General features: G+C 45.2%; 14 protein-coding genes. 4 read left to right on the top strand and 10 right to left on the bottom strand.

Annotated elements, in window-relative coordinates; all coding sequences use genetic code 11:
- Positions 1-38: 38 nt before the first annotated feature.
- On the bottom strand, positions 39-656 hold the full coding sequence (locus tag ACZ5V1_RS16595) for a flavodoxin family protein (protein WP_464389785.1): 618 nt from the start codon (positions 654-656) through the stop codon (positions 39-41).
- A gap of 162 nt (positions 657-818) precedes the next feature.
- Here ACZ5V1_RS16595 and ACZ5V1_RS16600 point away from each other — a divergent pair, with 162 nt between their 5' ends.
- Complete coding sequence (locus tag ACZ5V1_RS16600; protein ID WP_464389786.1) at positions 819-1,217, top strand: winged helix-turn-helix transcriptional regulator; 399 nt, start codon at positions 819-821, stop codon at positions 1,215-1,217.
- A gap of 56 nt (positions 1,218-1,273) precedes the next feature.
- On the opposite strand, the gene ACZ5V1_RS16605 is transcribed toward ACZ5V1_RS16600, so the two are convergent.
- Genes ACZ5V1_RS16605 through ACZ5V1_RS16620 form a run of 4 tightly spaced genes read right to left on the bottom strand, consistent with a single transcriptional unit; the run spans position 1,274 to position 5,275 of the window.
- Positions 1,274-1,798, bottom strand: a complete 525-nt coding sequence (locus tag ACZ5V1_RS16605) for a hypothetical protein (protein WP_464389787.1) — start codon at positions 1,796-1,798, stop codon at positions 1,274-1,276.
- A 49-nt stretch (positions 1,799-1,847) separates the two neighbouring features.
- A complete protein-coding gene (locus ACZ5V1_RS16610) occupies positions 1,848-2,450 on the bottom strand; it encodes a PqiC family protein (RefSeq protein WP_464389788.1) in 603 nt (200 codons plus the stop codon).
- Positions 2,450-4,048: a PqiB family protein gene (locus ACZ5V1_RS16615; protein WP_464389789.1), complete on the bottom strand. Its 1,599-nt coding sequence runs from the start codon at positions 4,046-4,048 to the stop codon at positions 2,450-2,452. Before ACZ5V1_RS16615 ends, ACZ5V1_RS16610 begins: the two co-directional genes overlap by 1 nt.
- Positions 4,049-5,275 carry a PqiA/YebS family transporter subunit gene (locus ACZ5V1_RS16620; RefSeq protein ID WP_464389790.1) on the bottom strand — a complete coding sequence of 409 codons (1,227 nt, stop codon included), beginning with the start codon at positions 5,273-5,275 and terminating at the stop codon, positions 4,049-4,051.
- Between the two features lie 957 nt (positions 5,276-6,232).
- Here ACZ5V1_RS16620 and rsgA point away from each other — a divergent pair.
- Positions 6,233-7,342 (top strand): ribosome small subunit-dependent GTPase A, encoded by a 1,110-nt coding sequence (rsgA, locus tag ACZ5V1_RS16625; protein ID WP_464389791.1) that lies wholly within the window; start codon positions 6,233-6,235, stop codon positions 7,340-7,342.
- A 71-nt stretch (positions 7,343-7,413) separates the two neighbouring features.
- On the opposite strand, the gene ACZ5V1_RS16630 is transcribed toward rsgA, so the two are convergent.
- The 5 genes from ACZ5V1_RS16630 to ACZ5V1_RS16650 form a co-directional block, all read right to left on the bottom strand.
- A complete protein-coding gene (locus tag ACZ5V1_RS16630; RefSeq protein WP_464389792.1) occupies positions 7,414-8,634 on the bottom strand; it encodes an L-serine ammonia-lyase, iron-sulfur-dependent, subunit alpha in 1,221 nt (406 codons plus the stop codon).
- A 110-nt stretch (positions 8,635-8,744) separates the two neighbouring features.
- Positions 8,745-9,899 carry an amidohydrolase gene (locus tag ACZ5V1_RS16635; protein WP_464389793.1) on the bottom strand — a complete coding sequence of 385 codons (1,155 nt, stop codon included), beginning with the start codon at positions 9,897-9,899 and terminating at the stop codon, positions 8,745-8,747.
- On the bottom strand, positions 9,900-10,346 hold the full coding sequence (locus ACZ5V1_RS16640) for a hypothetical protein (protein WP_464389794.1): 447 nt from the start codon (positions 10,344-10,346) through the stop codon (positions 9,900-9,902). It lies immediately after the preceding gene.
- Positions 10,339-11,148, bottom strand: coding sequence for a DUF3100 domain-containing protein (locus ACZ5V1_RS16645; protein ID WP_160712066.1), 810 nt, complete (start codon positions 11,146-11,148; stop codon positions 10,339-10,341). Before ACZ5V1_RS16645 ends, ACZ5V1_RS16640 begins: the two co-directional genes overlap by 8 nt.
- Positions 11,149-11,389: 241 nt before the next feature.
- Positions 11,390-12,679: a hypothetical protein gene (locus ACZ5V1_RS16650; protein ID WP_464389795.1), complete on the bottom strand. Its 1,290-nt coding sequence runs from the start codon at positions 12,677-12,679 to the stop codon at positions 11,390-11,392.
- A gap of 571 nt (positions 12,680-13,250) precedes the next feature.
- On the opposite strand from ACZ5V1_RS16650, the gene ACZ5V1_RS16655 reads away from it, so the two are divergent.
- Positions 13,251-14,198: a YceI family protein gene (locus tag ACZ5V1_RS16655; RefSeq protein WP_464389796.1), complete on the top strand. Its 948-nt coding sequence runs from the start codon at positions 13,251-13,253 to the stop codon at positions 14,196-14,198.
- Between the two features lie 756 nt (positions 14,199-14,954).
- A complete protein-coding gene (locus ACZ5V1_RS16660) occupies positions 14,955-15,983 on the top strand; it encodes an ethylbenzene dehydrogenase-related protein (protein WP_464389797.1) in 1,029 nt (342 codons plus the stop codon).

A 15,983-nucleotide genomic window follows, 5' to 3' on the forward strand; every position in this document is an offset into this window, starting at 1 on the left:
AATACCGGCAGGGCTTTTTTGTGGCAACAATGATGGCGTTATTCTCTTCTACCAAAAGTAGAAACCGGAAAGGAGTTTTGATGTGGCTGCATTGCGGAGCCGAGCCAGTGAATGGTCTGTCCGAGGTTTTCCATGTTCGCCATGGCTTCCGCATCTTTTTTTACATCACCCGGTGCAAGGCCGACACCGATGTTCCAGTAGATTGAACCGGGAACGATCATCTGTGACATCAGGTACATGTGATTGATGCTGTCAAAAGCGTGGGTCGCGCCGCCACGTCGAACTGCAACAACCGCTGCACCAATTTTTCCGGCTAAGGCTCGACCGTTGGCGATGGCAACTAAGCCTGCACGGTCAATAAGACCTTTTAGTTCAGCGGAAACGTCAGTGAAATATGTCGGGGTACCAAGAATAATAGCGTCTGCACGAAGGATTTTTTCAAACAAGTCGTTGAAAATATCATTTTTGACGATGCAGGAATTATCCTTGGTCTCAAAACATTTGTAGCACGCAATACAGCCTCTAAGTTTTTTACCGCCAACTTGAACAAGCTCTGTTTCCCAGCCATTTGCTGCTAAAGGGGCCAGTGTTTCCTGTAATAAAATTTCGGTATTGCCGCCTTTACGCGGACTGCCGTTAATGGCGAGTACGTACATAGAATATATCCTTATTAGTTTTTGTATGATGGCATATTAGATATCCAGCCTCGACAATTAGAAGATGATGGCTAGATTGAGAGATAGTGACATATTTTTGAGAATGTACAAGTACGGTTTTTTTTGTGCCTAAGTATCATGCAGGGTACCGTTGGAGATAAAATGATTCGAAGATGTGACGTAAAAGAGGTGGGCGGCAAGAGCTACAGGTGCTTTTTCGAGCTGACCATGCAGGTTATCGGTGGAAAATGGAAACCTGTCATTTTGTATCATTTATCGCAGGAAAAAGTGCTGCGTTTCGGTGCTCTGAAAAAATCGCTATACGGCATAACGCAAAGGATGCTTACAAAGCAATTGCGGGAACTGGAGGCTGATAAAATTGTTACGCGTACGGTCTTTAATGAGGTTCCGCCCAAAGTGGAGTATTCTCTCACTGAGTTAGGCGAGTCACTTATTCCCATTTTTCTGGAAATGAAGAAATGGGGCATCCGTTACGAGGAATGTATCGCGGGTGAAGTTATTACGGGTGATACCTACGAGTCTGTAGATGATCCAGAATAGCACAACCTATTGATGGAAATGAAAAAGGCAGATTGATGTATTCAATCTGCCTTTTTTTATGCGGGTCGTATGGCCTGCTTTGATTCCAGCCGGAATGTGAGCATATAGTAGATGATGAGTAAGGCAATAAAGGGAACTGTTTCCGAAAGCAGCTTGCTTTCCGGATAGCTATACGCGAGTCCAAATGCTCCGATGGTTAGCAGAGTCATAAAACTTTCGTATAATCGTACGCGTGCGCTTTGGCGCAGTTGTACTGGAAACCAGCTGGAAAACAGAAGCGCAAAAATGCCAATTCCCATTATCCACATGAGCATGGCAGCGGATTGCATTGAACTGTACAAGTTCATCAGCCATGCCTGATTAGCAACAATTCCCACGGCACCGGATAGTAAATAGCAATTAATTCCAAGAAAGATTTTGTTTTGGAATCCATGAGTAAAGACGTTGAAACTGATACACCCGATGGCCGCAAGTGCGCTGATGCCATATGTCAGCAACCAGTAGTTTTCACTTGATGGATTACTGTTACGCATGATTATTAGAAATGCTGCAAGTGGTATAACTTCAAAGAATCGTCCCATGATGATTACTCCGCGCTGTTGTTATTGTCAGGGTACTATTAGGGGGCTTTTATTGCCTTGCTACAGTGTGCAGCCCTTTTGCAATTTCCTGACTTAGAGTTTCCAGCGCATTACTTTGTGTTTGAACATATGCGCTCATGTCTGAACCGGCGACTGGGAATGTCTGCACAAAATGACGTGTAAGTAACGATCTGTCTGTGTTTACATCCACAATCTGCCATATGGTATCCAGCGTTACATTCATGCCTGCTTTGCCTTCAAAGCGGCGGACTGTGACATATACCTGATATTTTGGTCGCTGTGCCCGTTCCCACGGGTACACGGAAACTTTTGGCGTTTGGAGAAGGCTTGAAATGTTTTCCGCGAGAGTTTCTTCCACCTGTGTTTTGAAGGAATCACCCCAGCGCTGGTATTCGTGGATGGTGATGCTGTTCTGGCCTGTGGTCGTCACAATCTGCGAACGATCTAGATGTCCCGGAACAGTAACAGGCCCCACGCCGACGCTGATGTCATTGAGTGGCTGAATCTGTGAGGTCATTTGGTTGGAGCTTGTGAGAATGTAGTATGAAGAAGGTGGGGACATTGTTCCGCAACCTGTCAAAACGATACACAGACCCGCCAGCAGCAGGGCGTTTGATATGGTTCTACGCATTATTTTCTCTCTTTTCCTCGAAGTAATGATTCCGGATGACGTTCAAGTTGGTCTGCAAGCGAACGGACGGCTCGGGCAGCTTCACTCATATCACGCATGGCTCGTTGTAATTCTACTATCGTTGCAGAATCTTTGGATAACAAATTGTTTGCCCCTTCCATTGTTTCGCGGGTCTTCTGGAATGCAAGGCGGAGTTCGTTGGAATCTGCAAGCTTTTCTAATTTTTCACTTGTCTTTTTAATGCTCTGCAATGTTTCTACAGCATTATTCCCAATTTTTTCCATTGGAATTTTTTGCAGTTTTTCAAGCAGGGCAGACATGTTGCTGGTAAGTTCTTCAATTGGTGTCGGCGTTGTCGGGATTTCGAGTACGCCACCATCCGAAATAACTTTTGCCGGTTCAACTGCTTTAAAGAAGTCCAAAGCAACATAGAGTTTGCCTGTGAGCAGGTTGCCTGTGCGAACCTGTCCGCGCATGCCTTGCTTAACAAGCAGTTCCAGCATGGAGTCTGTATCAGCTTCACCTGTCTGGGATGCAATGCGCGCTAAGCGTTCCTTTTCAACTTCGATGCGAACGGGAACCAGAACTTCTTTACTTTTCCAGTCAAACTCAATGCCTATGTCCGCAACGCGTCCCACTGGGAATCCTTTAAATTCAACAGGAGCGCCGATGGAAAGTCCACGGACAGACTGAGCGAACTTGAGGATGTAGTATTCTTTTTGAACGAACTGTTCTTTCATGGCTGCATCTCGTGTCGGGAACAGCTGGAACATATCGCCGGCATCAGCAATCGGTGTTCCTTTGATATGCTCAGGGTTCGTCAGAGAAATGCCGCCAATGAGCAAGCTCACTAGAGATTCTGTATCAAAACGTATGCCGTCTGCATCCATTTCCAAATCCATACCGGATGCCAGCCAGAAGCGGGAAGAGTCTTTTACGTAGTCGTCATACGGCGCATCGACAAAGACTGTAATGTCTACGCCTTCGCCAGTTCCTTGTAATCCGTATCCAACAACCTGCCCGATTTTAATGCCTCGGTAGTAGATGGGGGAACCGTAGTCGAGAGAGCCGAGGTCGCGAGCTTTAAGCGTAAACAGTTTGCCGGGGGTATCTTCTGTGACAACTGGCGGGATCTCAAGTCCTATGAATTCAGATTGAGATTCACCATCTTTTCCCGGATCAACCGCTATATATGCACCGGAGAGGAGTGTTCCCAGTCCTGTAACTGTTCCGCCGCTTAATCTTGGACGGACAACCCAGAAGCGGGTCTGATCATTTATGTAGTCATCAGCTCTTTTTACGAGCGAAACGGTAACTTCAACGTGTTCAAAATCTTCGGTAAGCTTAACAGCTTCAACCTTGCCGATTTCAACATCTTTATATTTCACCTTGGTTTTTCCAGCCTCAAGTCCATCCGCAGATGCAAATGTGATGGTAACTGTAGGGCCTTTTTCCATTATTGATGTGTAGATAAGACCCATGCCGATGATCATGGCAACAAGTGGAACAATCCAGATTAAAGAAAAGCTTTTTTTCTTGCAGACTGAGGCTTGTGGCAGAGTTTCGGGCGATGATGGAGCAGTAGTTTCTTCTGACATTTAATCTTCCTTCTGATCCCAGATAAGTCTGGGGTCAAAGCTTTCTGCTGCGAACATGGTGATAACCACAACAGCAGCAAAATATACAGCACCCGGCCCTGCCTGAATGGCAGCAAACGGGTCTAGCTGAACCAGCGCAACAAGCACTGTTACCACATACACATCAACCATAGACCAACGGCCGACAGCTTCTGTTAATCGGTACATTCTAGTGCGGGTTACCGGTTTCCATTGATGTTGAAATTTTACAGATATAAGCAAATATACCAGCGTGATGAGCTTTAAAAGTGGAATAAAAATGCTGGCAATAAAGATGACGAGTGCAATGTGCCATGATCCTGAGAACATGAAATATACGACGCCGCTCATAATGGTATCTGCCTGTGTGCTACCGAATACCTGCGTTACTGTTATGGGCAGCAGATTGGCAGGCAGGTATAAAAGTATGGCAGCAACGACTAGAGCCGTTGTCCGTTGAAGACTGTTAGGTTTGCGCAGATGCAGACCGGCTCCGCAGCGGGGGCAGGCTGTATGGTGTGCTTTAGGGATGCCGCATACAAGTGAACAACTGTGACATGTGGCAGGCTGAGTGCATGATTCAGGCTCTTCTTCTGAAGAGTTTATAGGGAGCCTTTTCCATATGTCATTGGGATTTAATCCTGAAAAAGCAGTAATGATAACAAGAATTAACGCCACATACGCCCACATTGCAGTACCGGGGATAATGGTAGCCATTTTTCCGAGCTTGATCATGGAGACCAGAATACCCAGTAAAAACACTTCCATCATGCTCCATGGCATAAGATGTCGGACGGTTCTAAAAATTTTTCCTGTGCGTGGTGCCAGCTGTCCGAATTGAATAGGAGTGAGTATGAAAATAAGCGCAATTAATTGAAGCAGCGGCACGAGAATGCTTGTGAACAGAACAAGAGCGGAGAGTCCTTGCATTCCGTTGGTAAATAACCAGATAACACCGGTGACCAGAGTCGTTTCCTGTATTCTTCCTTCCACTTGCATGGAAATGAACGGGTACGCATTGGCAATGGCAAACAGAATGAGACCGGCAATAGAAAGCGCTAATGTGCGCTGGGTCGTATCTTTGGTTTTTTGAAAAAGTACAGACCCGCAACGAGTACAGATTGCTTTTGTCCCCTCCGGCATTTCGGGGAGCGTTTGCGTTAATCCGCAATCGTGGCAAGTCGTTGATAGCTGGGTAGTTATGTCCATGTGGAGTGAATAGTATTCCTTACAATTTCAAGGTATTATGCGATGTGGTTGGTTGTGTAAAAGTGATCGCATACTCAATACCGTAGTAGTGTTTTCGTTGATTTTTCTCAGTAACGCTTACCTGATGCAAGAGGGCACGGCAATACAGAAAATATTCTATAGATATTGGATGATTAAGCATGGGATATGAAAGTTGTTGTGTAGTACAACTCCATGGGAAAGAAATGTGATTTGAATGGTCGGATATTCTAATCATGTTTTGATGAGATAAGGCTACCGTTTACGCATAACGAAAAGTAGCTGATGTTTTTGCAATCTATTTGGATCAGAATATTATTCAAATAATGCGACACAGCAATAAGTTAATAGATGAAACAAATATCTTTTAGAATACGTTATGGTAGATTGTGTAAATTAGAATAATCAATGGTTCAAGTTGGTTAAATAGCTTTTTAAAAAACGTGTTATAGAAAATATGATGCATAGGCTGGTTTGACAGCCTGTGTATGTGTAGGTATCGAACAGGTTAGTTCAACACGTAACTAAAGGAGTTTTTGTGTTTACAGGTACGATGGATAATGTATTTCTGGCTGTTGATTAGAAACAAGCCGGTTACATACTGAATCGTCATGCTCCGGTTTATGCGGGGCAACGTAACAGACAATAGCATTATGCTATGCCCGTGCATCTGTTCAGATGTACGTCTTAAGGCTTGCTTTCTCATCAGCAGCCACTCTCCACTACGATAATAATCACATATGTGGAGTCTTTAGTTGTGTCTAATAAACACCGCTAACGCCTTCTCATTCCTATTATATGCACAACTCTCGGTTGGCTGCGATTTTACGGCACAGTATTGTTCCTAGTCTGTAGTCATATGCCGTGGCTAAGCGTAAGCTTGAACCGGTGAAACGATTGAATAAGTCGAGGTTGTGTTTCTTTACCGATGAGAAAACAATGAATAAAAAAAGTAGTGTTGAGAACAACATCGATTGTTCCCTGTCAAACTTAGTCCCTTTAGGTTGGAATGAATTTTTTCAGGCTTCGTACGACGGGTTAGAAAATCCTTCGGGAAATCCCGTAAGAGTGAGCGGCGTGAGGAAAAATTCGTTTCTTGTCACGAATGGGCAAGAAGAATGGCTCACCACAATATCCGGTAGATTATTGTATCAAAATCAGGGTCTGTTTCCGGCAGTCGGCGATTGGGTTCTGGTTAATGACCTCGTGATTACTGAAGTACTACCGCGTGAAAAAACGTTATCCCGTGGTGCTTCTGGCGGGCGTGGAAAGCATGCAGATACCGCAAAGCAACAGCAGGTTATTGCGGCTAATCTTGATTCTGTATTCATCGTGTGCGGGTTGGATCGGGATTTCAATTTGCGCCGGATAGAAAGGTACATAACTCTCGTATTCAACTGCGGCCTAAATCCTGTTGTCGTGCTTACAAAGGCAGACACACATGACGCACCGGAAACATTTATGTACGAGGTAGAGGCCGTGGCTTTCGGCGTACCTGTCCATTTGCTTGGATTCCAAGATGAGGCGGGGTTGAATGAAATTAAAGCGTACTTTGCGGGCAGCTCAAAAACAGCAGCAATGATCGGCTCATCCGGTGCCGGAAAATCTACGTTACTGAACCGTCTTGCCGGAAAAGACCTTCAACGGACCGGTGCGATAAGCACAGCCGTCGTGAAAGGAAAGCACACAACGACAGAACGCGATCTGATCATCTTTCCGGATGGGGGGATGATTATAGATAATCCGGGTATCAGAGAAATTGCATTCTGGGATGCAGGCGACGGCGTATCTATGTCATTCACAGACATTGAAGGATTAGCCGTTGGGTGCAAATTTCAGGATTGTTCCCATACTTCGGAGCCTGGATGTAATGTACTGGCAGCGATTGCAACGGGAGATGTTAAAAAGGAGCGTCTTGTCAGTTACCATAAGATGAAGCGTGAATTATCTTATGTGGCTGAAAGGCAACACAAGAGCGCGGATCGGCTGGAAAAAGAGCGCTGGAAGGATATTGCAATCTATGCAAAATCGCTAAAGAAGAATAAATAGTTAATGAATAGATAAAACAAAACGGCAGGTTAGCGATAATGCTAGCTTGCCGTTTTTTTATCCATAGTATTTTAACAAGATGAACTGTTGTTTTTCATGTTCCAGTGTTTTGCCAGCCCTGCTTGAGACGTTTCGCGGTATCCGCATTTTAGGTCGTGGCCTGTCTCATTCATTGTCTGCACTACTTGATCAAAGCTGATGTGATGTTCACCGTTCGTAAACAGGGTGTATTCCGCAGCGTTGATGGCTCGGATTGCAGAGACAGCATTGCGTTCGATGCATGGAACCTGAACGTAGCCGCCAACTGGGTCACACGTCATACCAAGGTGATGTTCAAGTGCCATTTCGGCTGCATAGTCGATTTGCGGAAGAGTTCCGCCAAACAAAAATGCAGTCATAGCTCCTGCCATGGCACACGCTGTGCCTATTTCACCCTGACAGCCCACTTCGGCTCCAGATATGGAGGCATTTTCTTTAACCAGATTGCCGATGAGACCGCCAACAGCGAGGGCGTGTAAAATTTCTTGTTCGCCAAGGTTGTAATCTTCCTGCAATGACCGCAGCACTGCAGGGACAAGTCCAGCAGAACCACATGTGGGGGCTGTGACAACTGTTCCACCAGAAGCATTTTCCTCGGATACAGCTAAGGCATAGGCAAAGGTGTTGCCAGTGCTGCGCAGACGTTTTGTCTGGGTACGTGCTTTTTTGAAAAAAGCACTGGCTTTGCGAGGGTAACGCAAGGTTCCGGGAAGTACGCCCGTGCCTTTAAGCCCGCGTTCAATGGAGTTCTCCATAGTCCGCCAGATTTCTGCAAGGAACGGCCATATTTCTGCACCTTCTTGCCTTTCTACATATTGCCAAAGTTCTATGTTTTCTTCCCGACAGTACTTTGTAATCGCAGTGAGTGTTGTGTGCGGATAGAAGGGCTTCGATCCTCTTGTCGCGGAGTCAGCTTCGGCTATGGTACCTCCGCCAACACTGTACACTTCCCACGAAGCTTCCAGATTATCCTCTTCATTTAAGGCTTCGAAGACCATCCCGTTGGTGTGAAATGCTCTAACCTCATTTGGCTTCCAGATAATTTCGGTGCGGTCTGCCCCTAAGGTGTTTTCGATTATCCAGTCAGTTAGGTGTCCTTTGCCCGTTGCAGCCAGACTACCAAGCAGGGTTACTCTGTACCGGATGGCAGCAGGTGTTCGTTCCATAAATTGCTTGGCAGCTTTTTGTGGACCCATGGTGTGGCTGCTGGATGGACCGTTACCCACTTTGTAAAGTTCTTGAAGGGAATCCATGTTATCTCCGTATAAATAAAAGAGGCTGTCCAGCTTCGAGTGACCGAGTGCCGAACAGCCTCAATTGCTGTGTGTGAGGGATGCGTTCTATATCGCTCACTAACTCGGGGTTACACCTGCTGCATGACCTCTTCAAAGATCTCTGCAAAGAAGGTTGCTCCCACGAGGATGATATCATCATTGAAATCATATTTACTGTTGTGGATAACGGCTGAGTCCTTACCGTTACCAACCCATGCAAAACATCCTTTGGTTTTTTGCATATAAAAGGCGTAGTCCTCGCTCCCCATCGCTGGCAGTTCATTGGTGAGCACGTTTTTCTCACCAACTATTCTGGCTGCGGCCTTTATAGCCGGCTCCGGCGTGGAGTTTTTCAGCACAGGATGCTTGCGGTTGTAAGTGAACTCGGCTTCTACTCCGTATGTTGTGGCGATGCCTTTTGCCAGCTGTCCCAGCGACTCTTCAATGGTGTCCTGAACATCATCAGCAGTGGTACGAACGTTACCCCGAACGATAACTTCATCCGGAATAATGTTGTAGGCACTGCCGCCATGCACTTGTGTGATGCTGATAACCGCTTTGTCATGAGCCGATATCTTGCGTGGGATGATGGTCTGCGCACTTTTTATGAAGTCAGCTACAGCAGCGAACGGCTCAACACAGAGATGCGGCACAGAAGCGTGCCCGCTCTTACCGCGGATGACTAAATCGAATCGATCTTCGGAAGCCATGCATGCTCCGTGATGGATTACAATTTGATCCTCTGCGTAGCCCGGCCAGTTGTGCAGCCCGAACATAGAGTCGATGTCGTATTTCTCGAATAAGCCGTCTTCAATAACTTTCAGCGCGCCACCGAATCCTTCTTCGCCGGACTGGAAAAGAAGGAGCACAGTACCCTTGAAGTTACGATGGTTTGCCAGATAGCGGGCGAATGCCAGCATGGTAGTGGTGTGACCGTCGTGGCCGCATGCATGCATGCGGCCAACAACTTTGGATTCGTAAGGGAGTCCTGTCTCTTCAGTGGTCTCAAGAGCGTCCATGTCAGCGCGGAAGGCAATAGTTTTGCCTGCTTCGCTTCCATCGACCTTCGCTAAGAGCGAATTGACACCAATGTTCTCGTAGCTGATACCGAAGTCGTCTAGCTTGTTTTTGACAAAGGCCACGGTTTCGACAGTTTCCAGTCCGACTTCCGGACAGGAATGCAGATACTGGCGAATGTCTTTCAACTCTGCAAAACATGCTTCGATTTCAGGCTTCAGGTTCATTTAGATTTCTCCAAGCATTTTGAGCACAACATGGGCAATAGCAGCAGAAGCCACGTAGGTTCCGGTCATAACGAATAAACTAACAACTACAATGCGCCAGCCGGTTCTTTTCAGTGCCGGAAGGTCTTTGCCGATTCCTACACCAGCGTACGCAAGGATAGGAGTGGTAAGTGCTAGAAAGTTCACCTTGGATACCCAGCCAGCAAAGAGTGCGTTGCCGGGAACACCCGGCATGGTGATGATCATGCCGAAGGTGATTACGTAGAGGACAGTAGGAAGATTGTAGATGAACTTGTTAGCCAGTACGCCGAGGATACATATGCTTACGAGTACAGCCATGCCGGGCAGAGCTTCGACGAGGGTATAACCATAACCGATCCAGTTACCGAGCAGGGTGATGGTGGCCACAATAACAAGCACGATTGCGGATTCAGTGATTTTATTCATTAGTTAAAACCTCCTGAGTGGTGCCGAACTTGATGCGGTACAGAAATGAATAGAGTCTGTTGGACATAGGCAGCGCGATGAGCATGGACATGTACACGCCATCCAGACCGGACAGGGTGTTACTGGCAACGCCGAACGCCTGAATTTTTTCTGCCATTTCCGGATAAATTGCGGAAAGACTACCCACTGTGGCAGTCATCATGCTGGCGGAACCAACACCGGAAGCCATTGCAAGTGCATAAGGGTGGAACCAGTTCAGGATGCTCAGGAATGATGCAGCCAGACCAAAGAAGATTGTGCCGAAAACTGTACCACAGATGTAGACGCCCATTACACCGCGTCCTTCAGCAGAATCCAGACCGTAAATGTCGCCGATAAGGGCTACGTTAGGTTCACGGGCGATGGAGTGAGCAGCACCAACGGATTCGCGTTTAAGGCCAAGGAACATGGCGATAGGAATACCAATGAAGATGGTACCGATGTTGCCGAATTCCTGTAAAATGAGAGCAGGGCCAGCTTTAAGGATTTCGAAGAACTTTGGACCTACAAGCGTGCCGTAACGTGCCATAAGCAGCATAAGAGTCAGACTTACAAGAGCACTTGCGTGATTCATGTCTTTGTCGCTGACGATTTTGAGGAATTTTGGGCCTAGAAAGACACCAATCATTACAGCATAGAGCATAGGGAGAAGGACAAGCATGCCCGGGCCGATGCTAAATTTAAGAATACCCACAGCCTCGGAGACGGCCACCAGCGCGAGAACGAGCAAGTGTACCTTTACGTTCTTGATTGCGTTTAACATGGTATGTTTCCTACAGTTTGAAATACGTTGATCCTAATTGTCATCAGTGCGTGTTGCACTCCTCGTAAGGGAGCAGGTGCGGCAATGCCCTGATGCATCTTTCCTGAACAAAATTTCGACAGAACCTCTTTCCCGTTTCGAATCAGAACACCCTCCTTTTTTGTTCGAAGGCAGCAGTATTTTTAACTATTAGGACATGTCCCAAATATGTCCGTAATTGTCCGCAAAAAATACCAACCCCTTAAATAGTAATTTTTACTAAATTTTTTGGTCTGCCGGACTGGTGGGAATTTTCCTTTCCTACCATCGCGGCGTGGCCACTATCTAAAAATTTCTTGAGCACTCTTCGTGCGCTGCGGTCACTGATACCCAGACATGCGGCGAGGTCTCCAGAGTCAAAAACACTCTTGCCGGTTTTGTCCATAATGGCTTGAACGCGGTCTACATAGCTGGGGCTGATACCTATTTCACTCGCGATACGCAGCAGGGTGCTGTCCTCTATACGTGTACGGTATTTTAGTTCGCCGTCTTCACCAAGAGGGCCGCGAATGTGATCTTCATGAATTAAAAACAAACCGCCAGCGGGCAATTTGTTGCCGTGGGAAAGTGCTTTTTGTGCGGATTTTTCTGCTTCGAAGGCTGTGGAGCCAATGCCGATACCTGAAGATACGCGGATATTGTTGGCTCGACCCCAACTCAGAAGGCGAGTGAACATATCCAGATGTACTGGGCTTTCGATAACCCCGCGTGTGGAATAAATGACGTACTCGCGTTTACCTATGTCAAACAGACTGCCTTGAATGGCGCGAACGTAGTCGAGCAATTCAAGAAAGAAGCGTCCTTCGTCCTTCATTTGATCATATTGGTTCATCGCGTGTTCTTCATTGCGATGGAGTCGGACTATCTGGATGGCTATGCCAGCGGAACGCAGGTCGCAAGCCGCTATGTTTGCCCGAAGATGTTCGACAGTTTCACGAACTTGAAGTGTGCTAGGCAGCATACGGAATACGTGATGACCGAGTCCGCTCAGTTCTTGATATACGGAACCAAAACCGGAGATGGCTAAATCAACTTTACCGGATTCCAGAAGGTTACGATGCCAGTCTTGATATTGCTGCTCGGGGTATTGAGCTTCGAAGGGCATGGAATGCACTTCGCCGAAAGGCATATCAAACTCGCGGACGACTTCATTGAGTATGGGTTGGGTAACAACGTCAATGCTTATGCGGTCGAAAGAGAGTCCTCTGCGGTAAATTTCTGAAAAAACACGAAGAAGGCTGTAAGCACCGCGTTCGATATGCGCGAATGGTTTGGTGACAACCCCTTTCGCCTTGGCAGATTCCTGTACACCGATACCTGAAAAAAGCAGACCATCACATTCACTCTGGCTTTGCTCCAGCACTTCATGGGTATCTTCAGTGCGTTCTCGGATATATGCTTTGGACGCAAGATCAGGGAAGAATCGTTTCATTGATTCCTGCATGATCTTTACCGAGTCGGAGGGGCCTATAAGAGCGATGGTTTCTTTCATGTATGTCCTAAACTTTCAGAAAGTTTTCTGTGGTGTCTGTCAGTATTTTTGCGAAAGAGTAGTTTGTCAAAGCAGTTACGGACATGTCAAAAAAATGTCCTTAATTGAGCTATTTTTGCCATCGAAATTAGATCGTGTCAAGGATGCTTTTAAAATTAATAGGTTACCTTTTTAGTTCCTTTATATGAAAAAGGGCGGGATTGGTCGCACGAAAAAAAGGGTTCAGATCTATGTGATCTAAACCTTTTGAGCATTTTCAGGGTGGTGGTGAGATTTGAATTCTTGATTTCTCGAATCTTATCTAACTGTTTTTTAGATCCAGCTCGTTGTGCTTGTAGTCACCTTAATGGTTGAATTCTATCTGACATGTTGCGTCTAAATTTGTTCAGTATCAGAGCTTGTATGCCGTAAGGTTCTGTTGAGGTAGTTACTTTATTTATATCTAAGTCTATCAAGTTCTAAATTGTGATTTGTGGGTAACATTAGTTCCATACAATTTGCGTCCACGCTAAGTGGGATATTTAAGAATAGAATTGATCGTGATTTGATCAAAATGATAGGAGGAAAGGTGATGAAAGGTCAGGCTCGCGATGCTCGAGAATTAAGCTGTTCTGAACTCCATACTCTGTTAATAAACGAGAGCCCTCCCATTGTCTTAGATATCCTGCCACCAGAGCATTATTCAAAAGTCAGATTACCATCTGCAGTAAATGCGTGTGTCTTTGATGCAAAATTCTTGGATTTGATCCGAGACCTTTTTACAGCTTTGGATGATCCAATTGTTATATATGGTGCTGGGCAAGACTCTTATGATTGGTCTGCTGCTTGGAAGAAATTGCATCATGCCGGGTATACTAATTTGGCTGTTCTAAAGGCAGGAGTAGAAGGTTGGTTGGTAGCCGGGTATTCTGTGGATGGCTCGGAGAAAAAAATACAGAAAGAAGAGCGCCCGCTTTCGATAAAAGAAGGACGATGCTGGGAAATAGATACAGAAAAAAGTATTCTAGAATGGCGAGGACGAAAAAATACAGGGTCTCATCATGGGACGATTAAAGTTTCTGGTCATCTTTATGAAAGCAATGGTGAATTACGCGGAAATATTATTGCAGATATGAAATCGATTCAGGATGTTGATTTAGAAGGAGATCCGTTAAAGGAAGTGTTGGAGTCTCATTTAAACTCAGATGACTTCTTTTTCACGCGACTTTTTCCTACTGCGAAATTTGAAATAATAGGAACAAAAAATAACAAAATTCAAACTCTTACATGTCCACAGGTCGTTGCGAAAGGTATCTTGTCAATTCGAGGGGTAAGTCACTCTGTTGAAGTTCCGTTGCTTATTAATGAGCTTGATGAAACGACCATTTCGATTGAAACGCATTTTGACATTGATAGAACGCGATGGGGAATAATTTACGGGTCAGCACGTTTTTTTAGGCACCTTATGTATCACAAGGTCTTTGATATCATTTCAGCACAATGCCAGCTGTACGGGGTAATCACCACCCCTCAAAAATAGCTTTTCAAGAGTAGAATGATCCACAAAACTCATTGAGAGATACGTGGATCTCAAAGAATCGTTACCCGCTAACATGCCCAAGAAAGCCGGAGCTTCTTGGGCATTTTAACGAGTAACGGTAGGTTAAGTAGAATGTAACGTTTGTGTTGTACTTGATTCTTTCTCAACTAATCGATTGTATTCAACATATTAGTAAGGTGGCGACCGAATGTGGAAGCTGTGGTTTGTCGGAAAGTGAGACAGTTACAAGTTTTCAGGCAAATGGTTAAGCAAATCCAAGTTTAGCCGGGTCTGGATTAAAGTATTGTTTACCTTCTTCACTTAACTCTGCTGATTCGACCATGTAGCCCCCTCGAATAAAAATCGAGGGGGCTTTTACTATTTCTTATGTAAGAATGGTGAAGATTGAAGTTATAATGCGTTAAAATACAATGAAAAGAACTACTAAGGATTTAACTTTTTAAGGAAGATCATCATGAAAAAAATCTGCGCTTACCGCACTGAAGAAAGGTAAGCGCTGTGTTCGATAAGTTTTGTCTTTCAATAAATTTTGGCAAAAATATTGTACGAAATTAGCGCATTAAATTTAAATATGAATAAGTGTGCATGTTTTCACTTGAAGGTCTTACTGTTTTATTGCTAGGTATCCGTCTTTGATTTTGAAACTCAATATCATTACGAGGGGGCCGCTAACCGTGAGTTGGCGGTGCACAATGGAAACGGAAACCTGCCAATAAATCTTCAAATGGAGAACTGATGAAAAATTTAGCGATGTTATTTGCCGTAATTCTGCTTGCTGTAAGCACTTCAGCATTAGCTGCCGACCAGACTCTTTTTAGTACCAAAACAAGCTCGCCAATCTTACTTGATGGAAAGGCTGAAAATGCATGGGACGGCGCAAAGGAAATCGTGATCACTGTTGATAATCTGGTTTATGAGCCGAACAATGGCTACAAGGGGATGCAGGAAACTGATGTCACTATCAAATCACTTCATGACGACAAAAACATCTACTTTCTTATTTCCTATAAAGATCCGACCAAAAGTCTGGCACGTTTTCCATGGGTGAAACAGTCAGATGGTAACTGGAAAAAACTGTCCAACAAAGATGATACCGGACACGATAATACGTATTATGAAGATAAGTTTTCAATCTATTGGAACATCAATACAACGGGGTTTGAAAAAGAAGGGTGCATGACTTCCTGCCATCTCGATATAAAAGGGGATAAATCTGCTGGCAGAAAGTTCACGGAGGCAGCAGGTGAAACCATCGACATGTGGCACGCAAAGTACGTGAGATCCATGCCAATGGGAATGTTTGATGATCAGTATGTAGACAACAACACTGATCCCAAAAAGAACAAAGGTTGGGGCAGAAAAGGTGATACTGGGAAAGGTGGCTACGTAAACAATGATAACACCGAGAGCAACACCCCAGCATTCATGAACCTTAACCCAACTGCTGATGAGCGGTATTATGTAACTCCGAGCAAAAAGATTCCTTTTGTTGATACATTCAAAGCCGGTGATGTCGTTCCAGGTATCTCCATTGCACCAATGCAGGGTGGTAGAGCTGATATTCTTTCACGAATTGAATACAAAGATGGACGATGGACGCTTGAAGTAAAACGCGCATTAAAGACTGAGGGCGAAAACGCAAATACTCAGGATGTGCAGTTTGTAGATAAGTCTAAATCTTATCCTTTCGGTATCGCAGTGTTTGACAACTCTCAGATTAATCACCTTTTCCATACTGAAACACTCGAGCTGAAATTTAAGTAA

This window comes from Halodesulfovibrio oceani subsp. galateae (assembly GCF_055397225.1).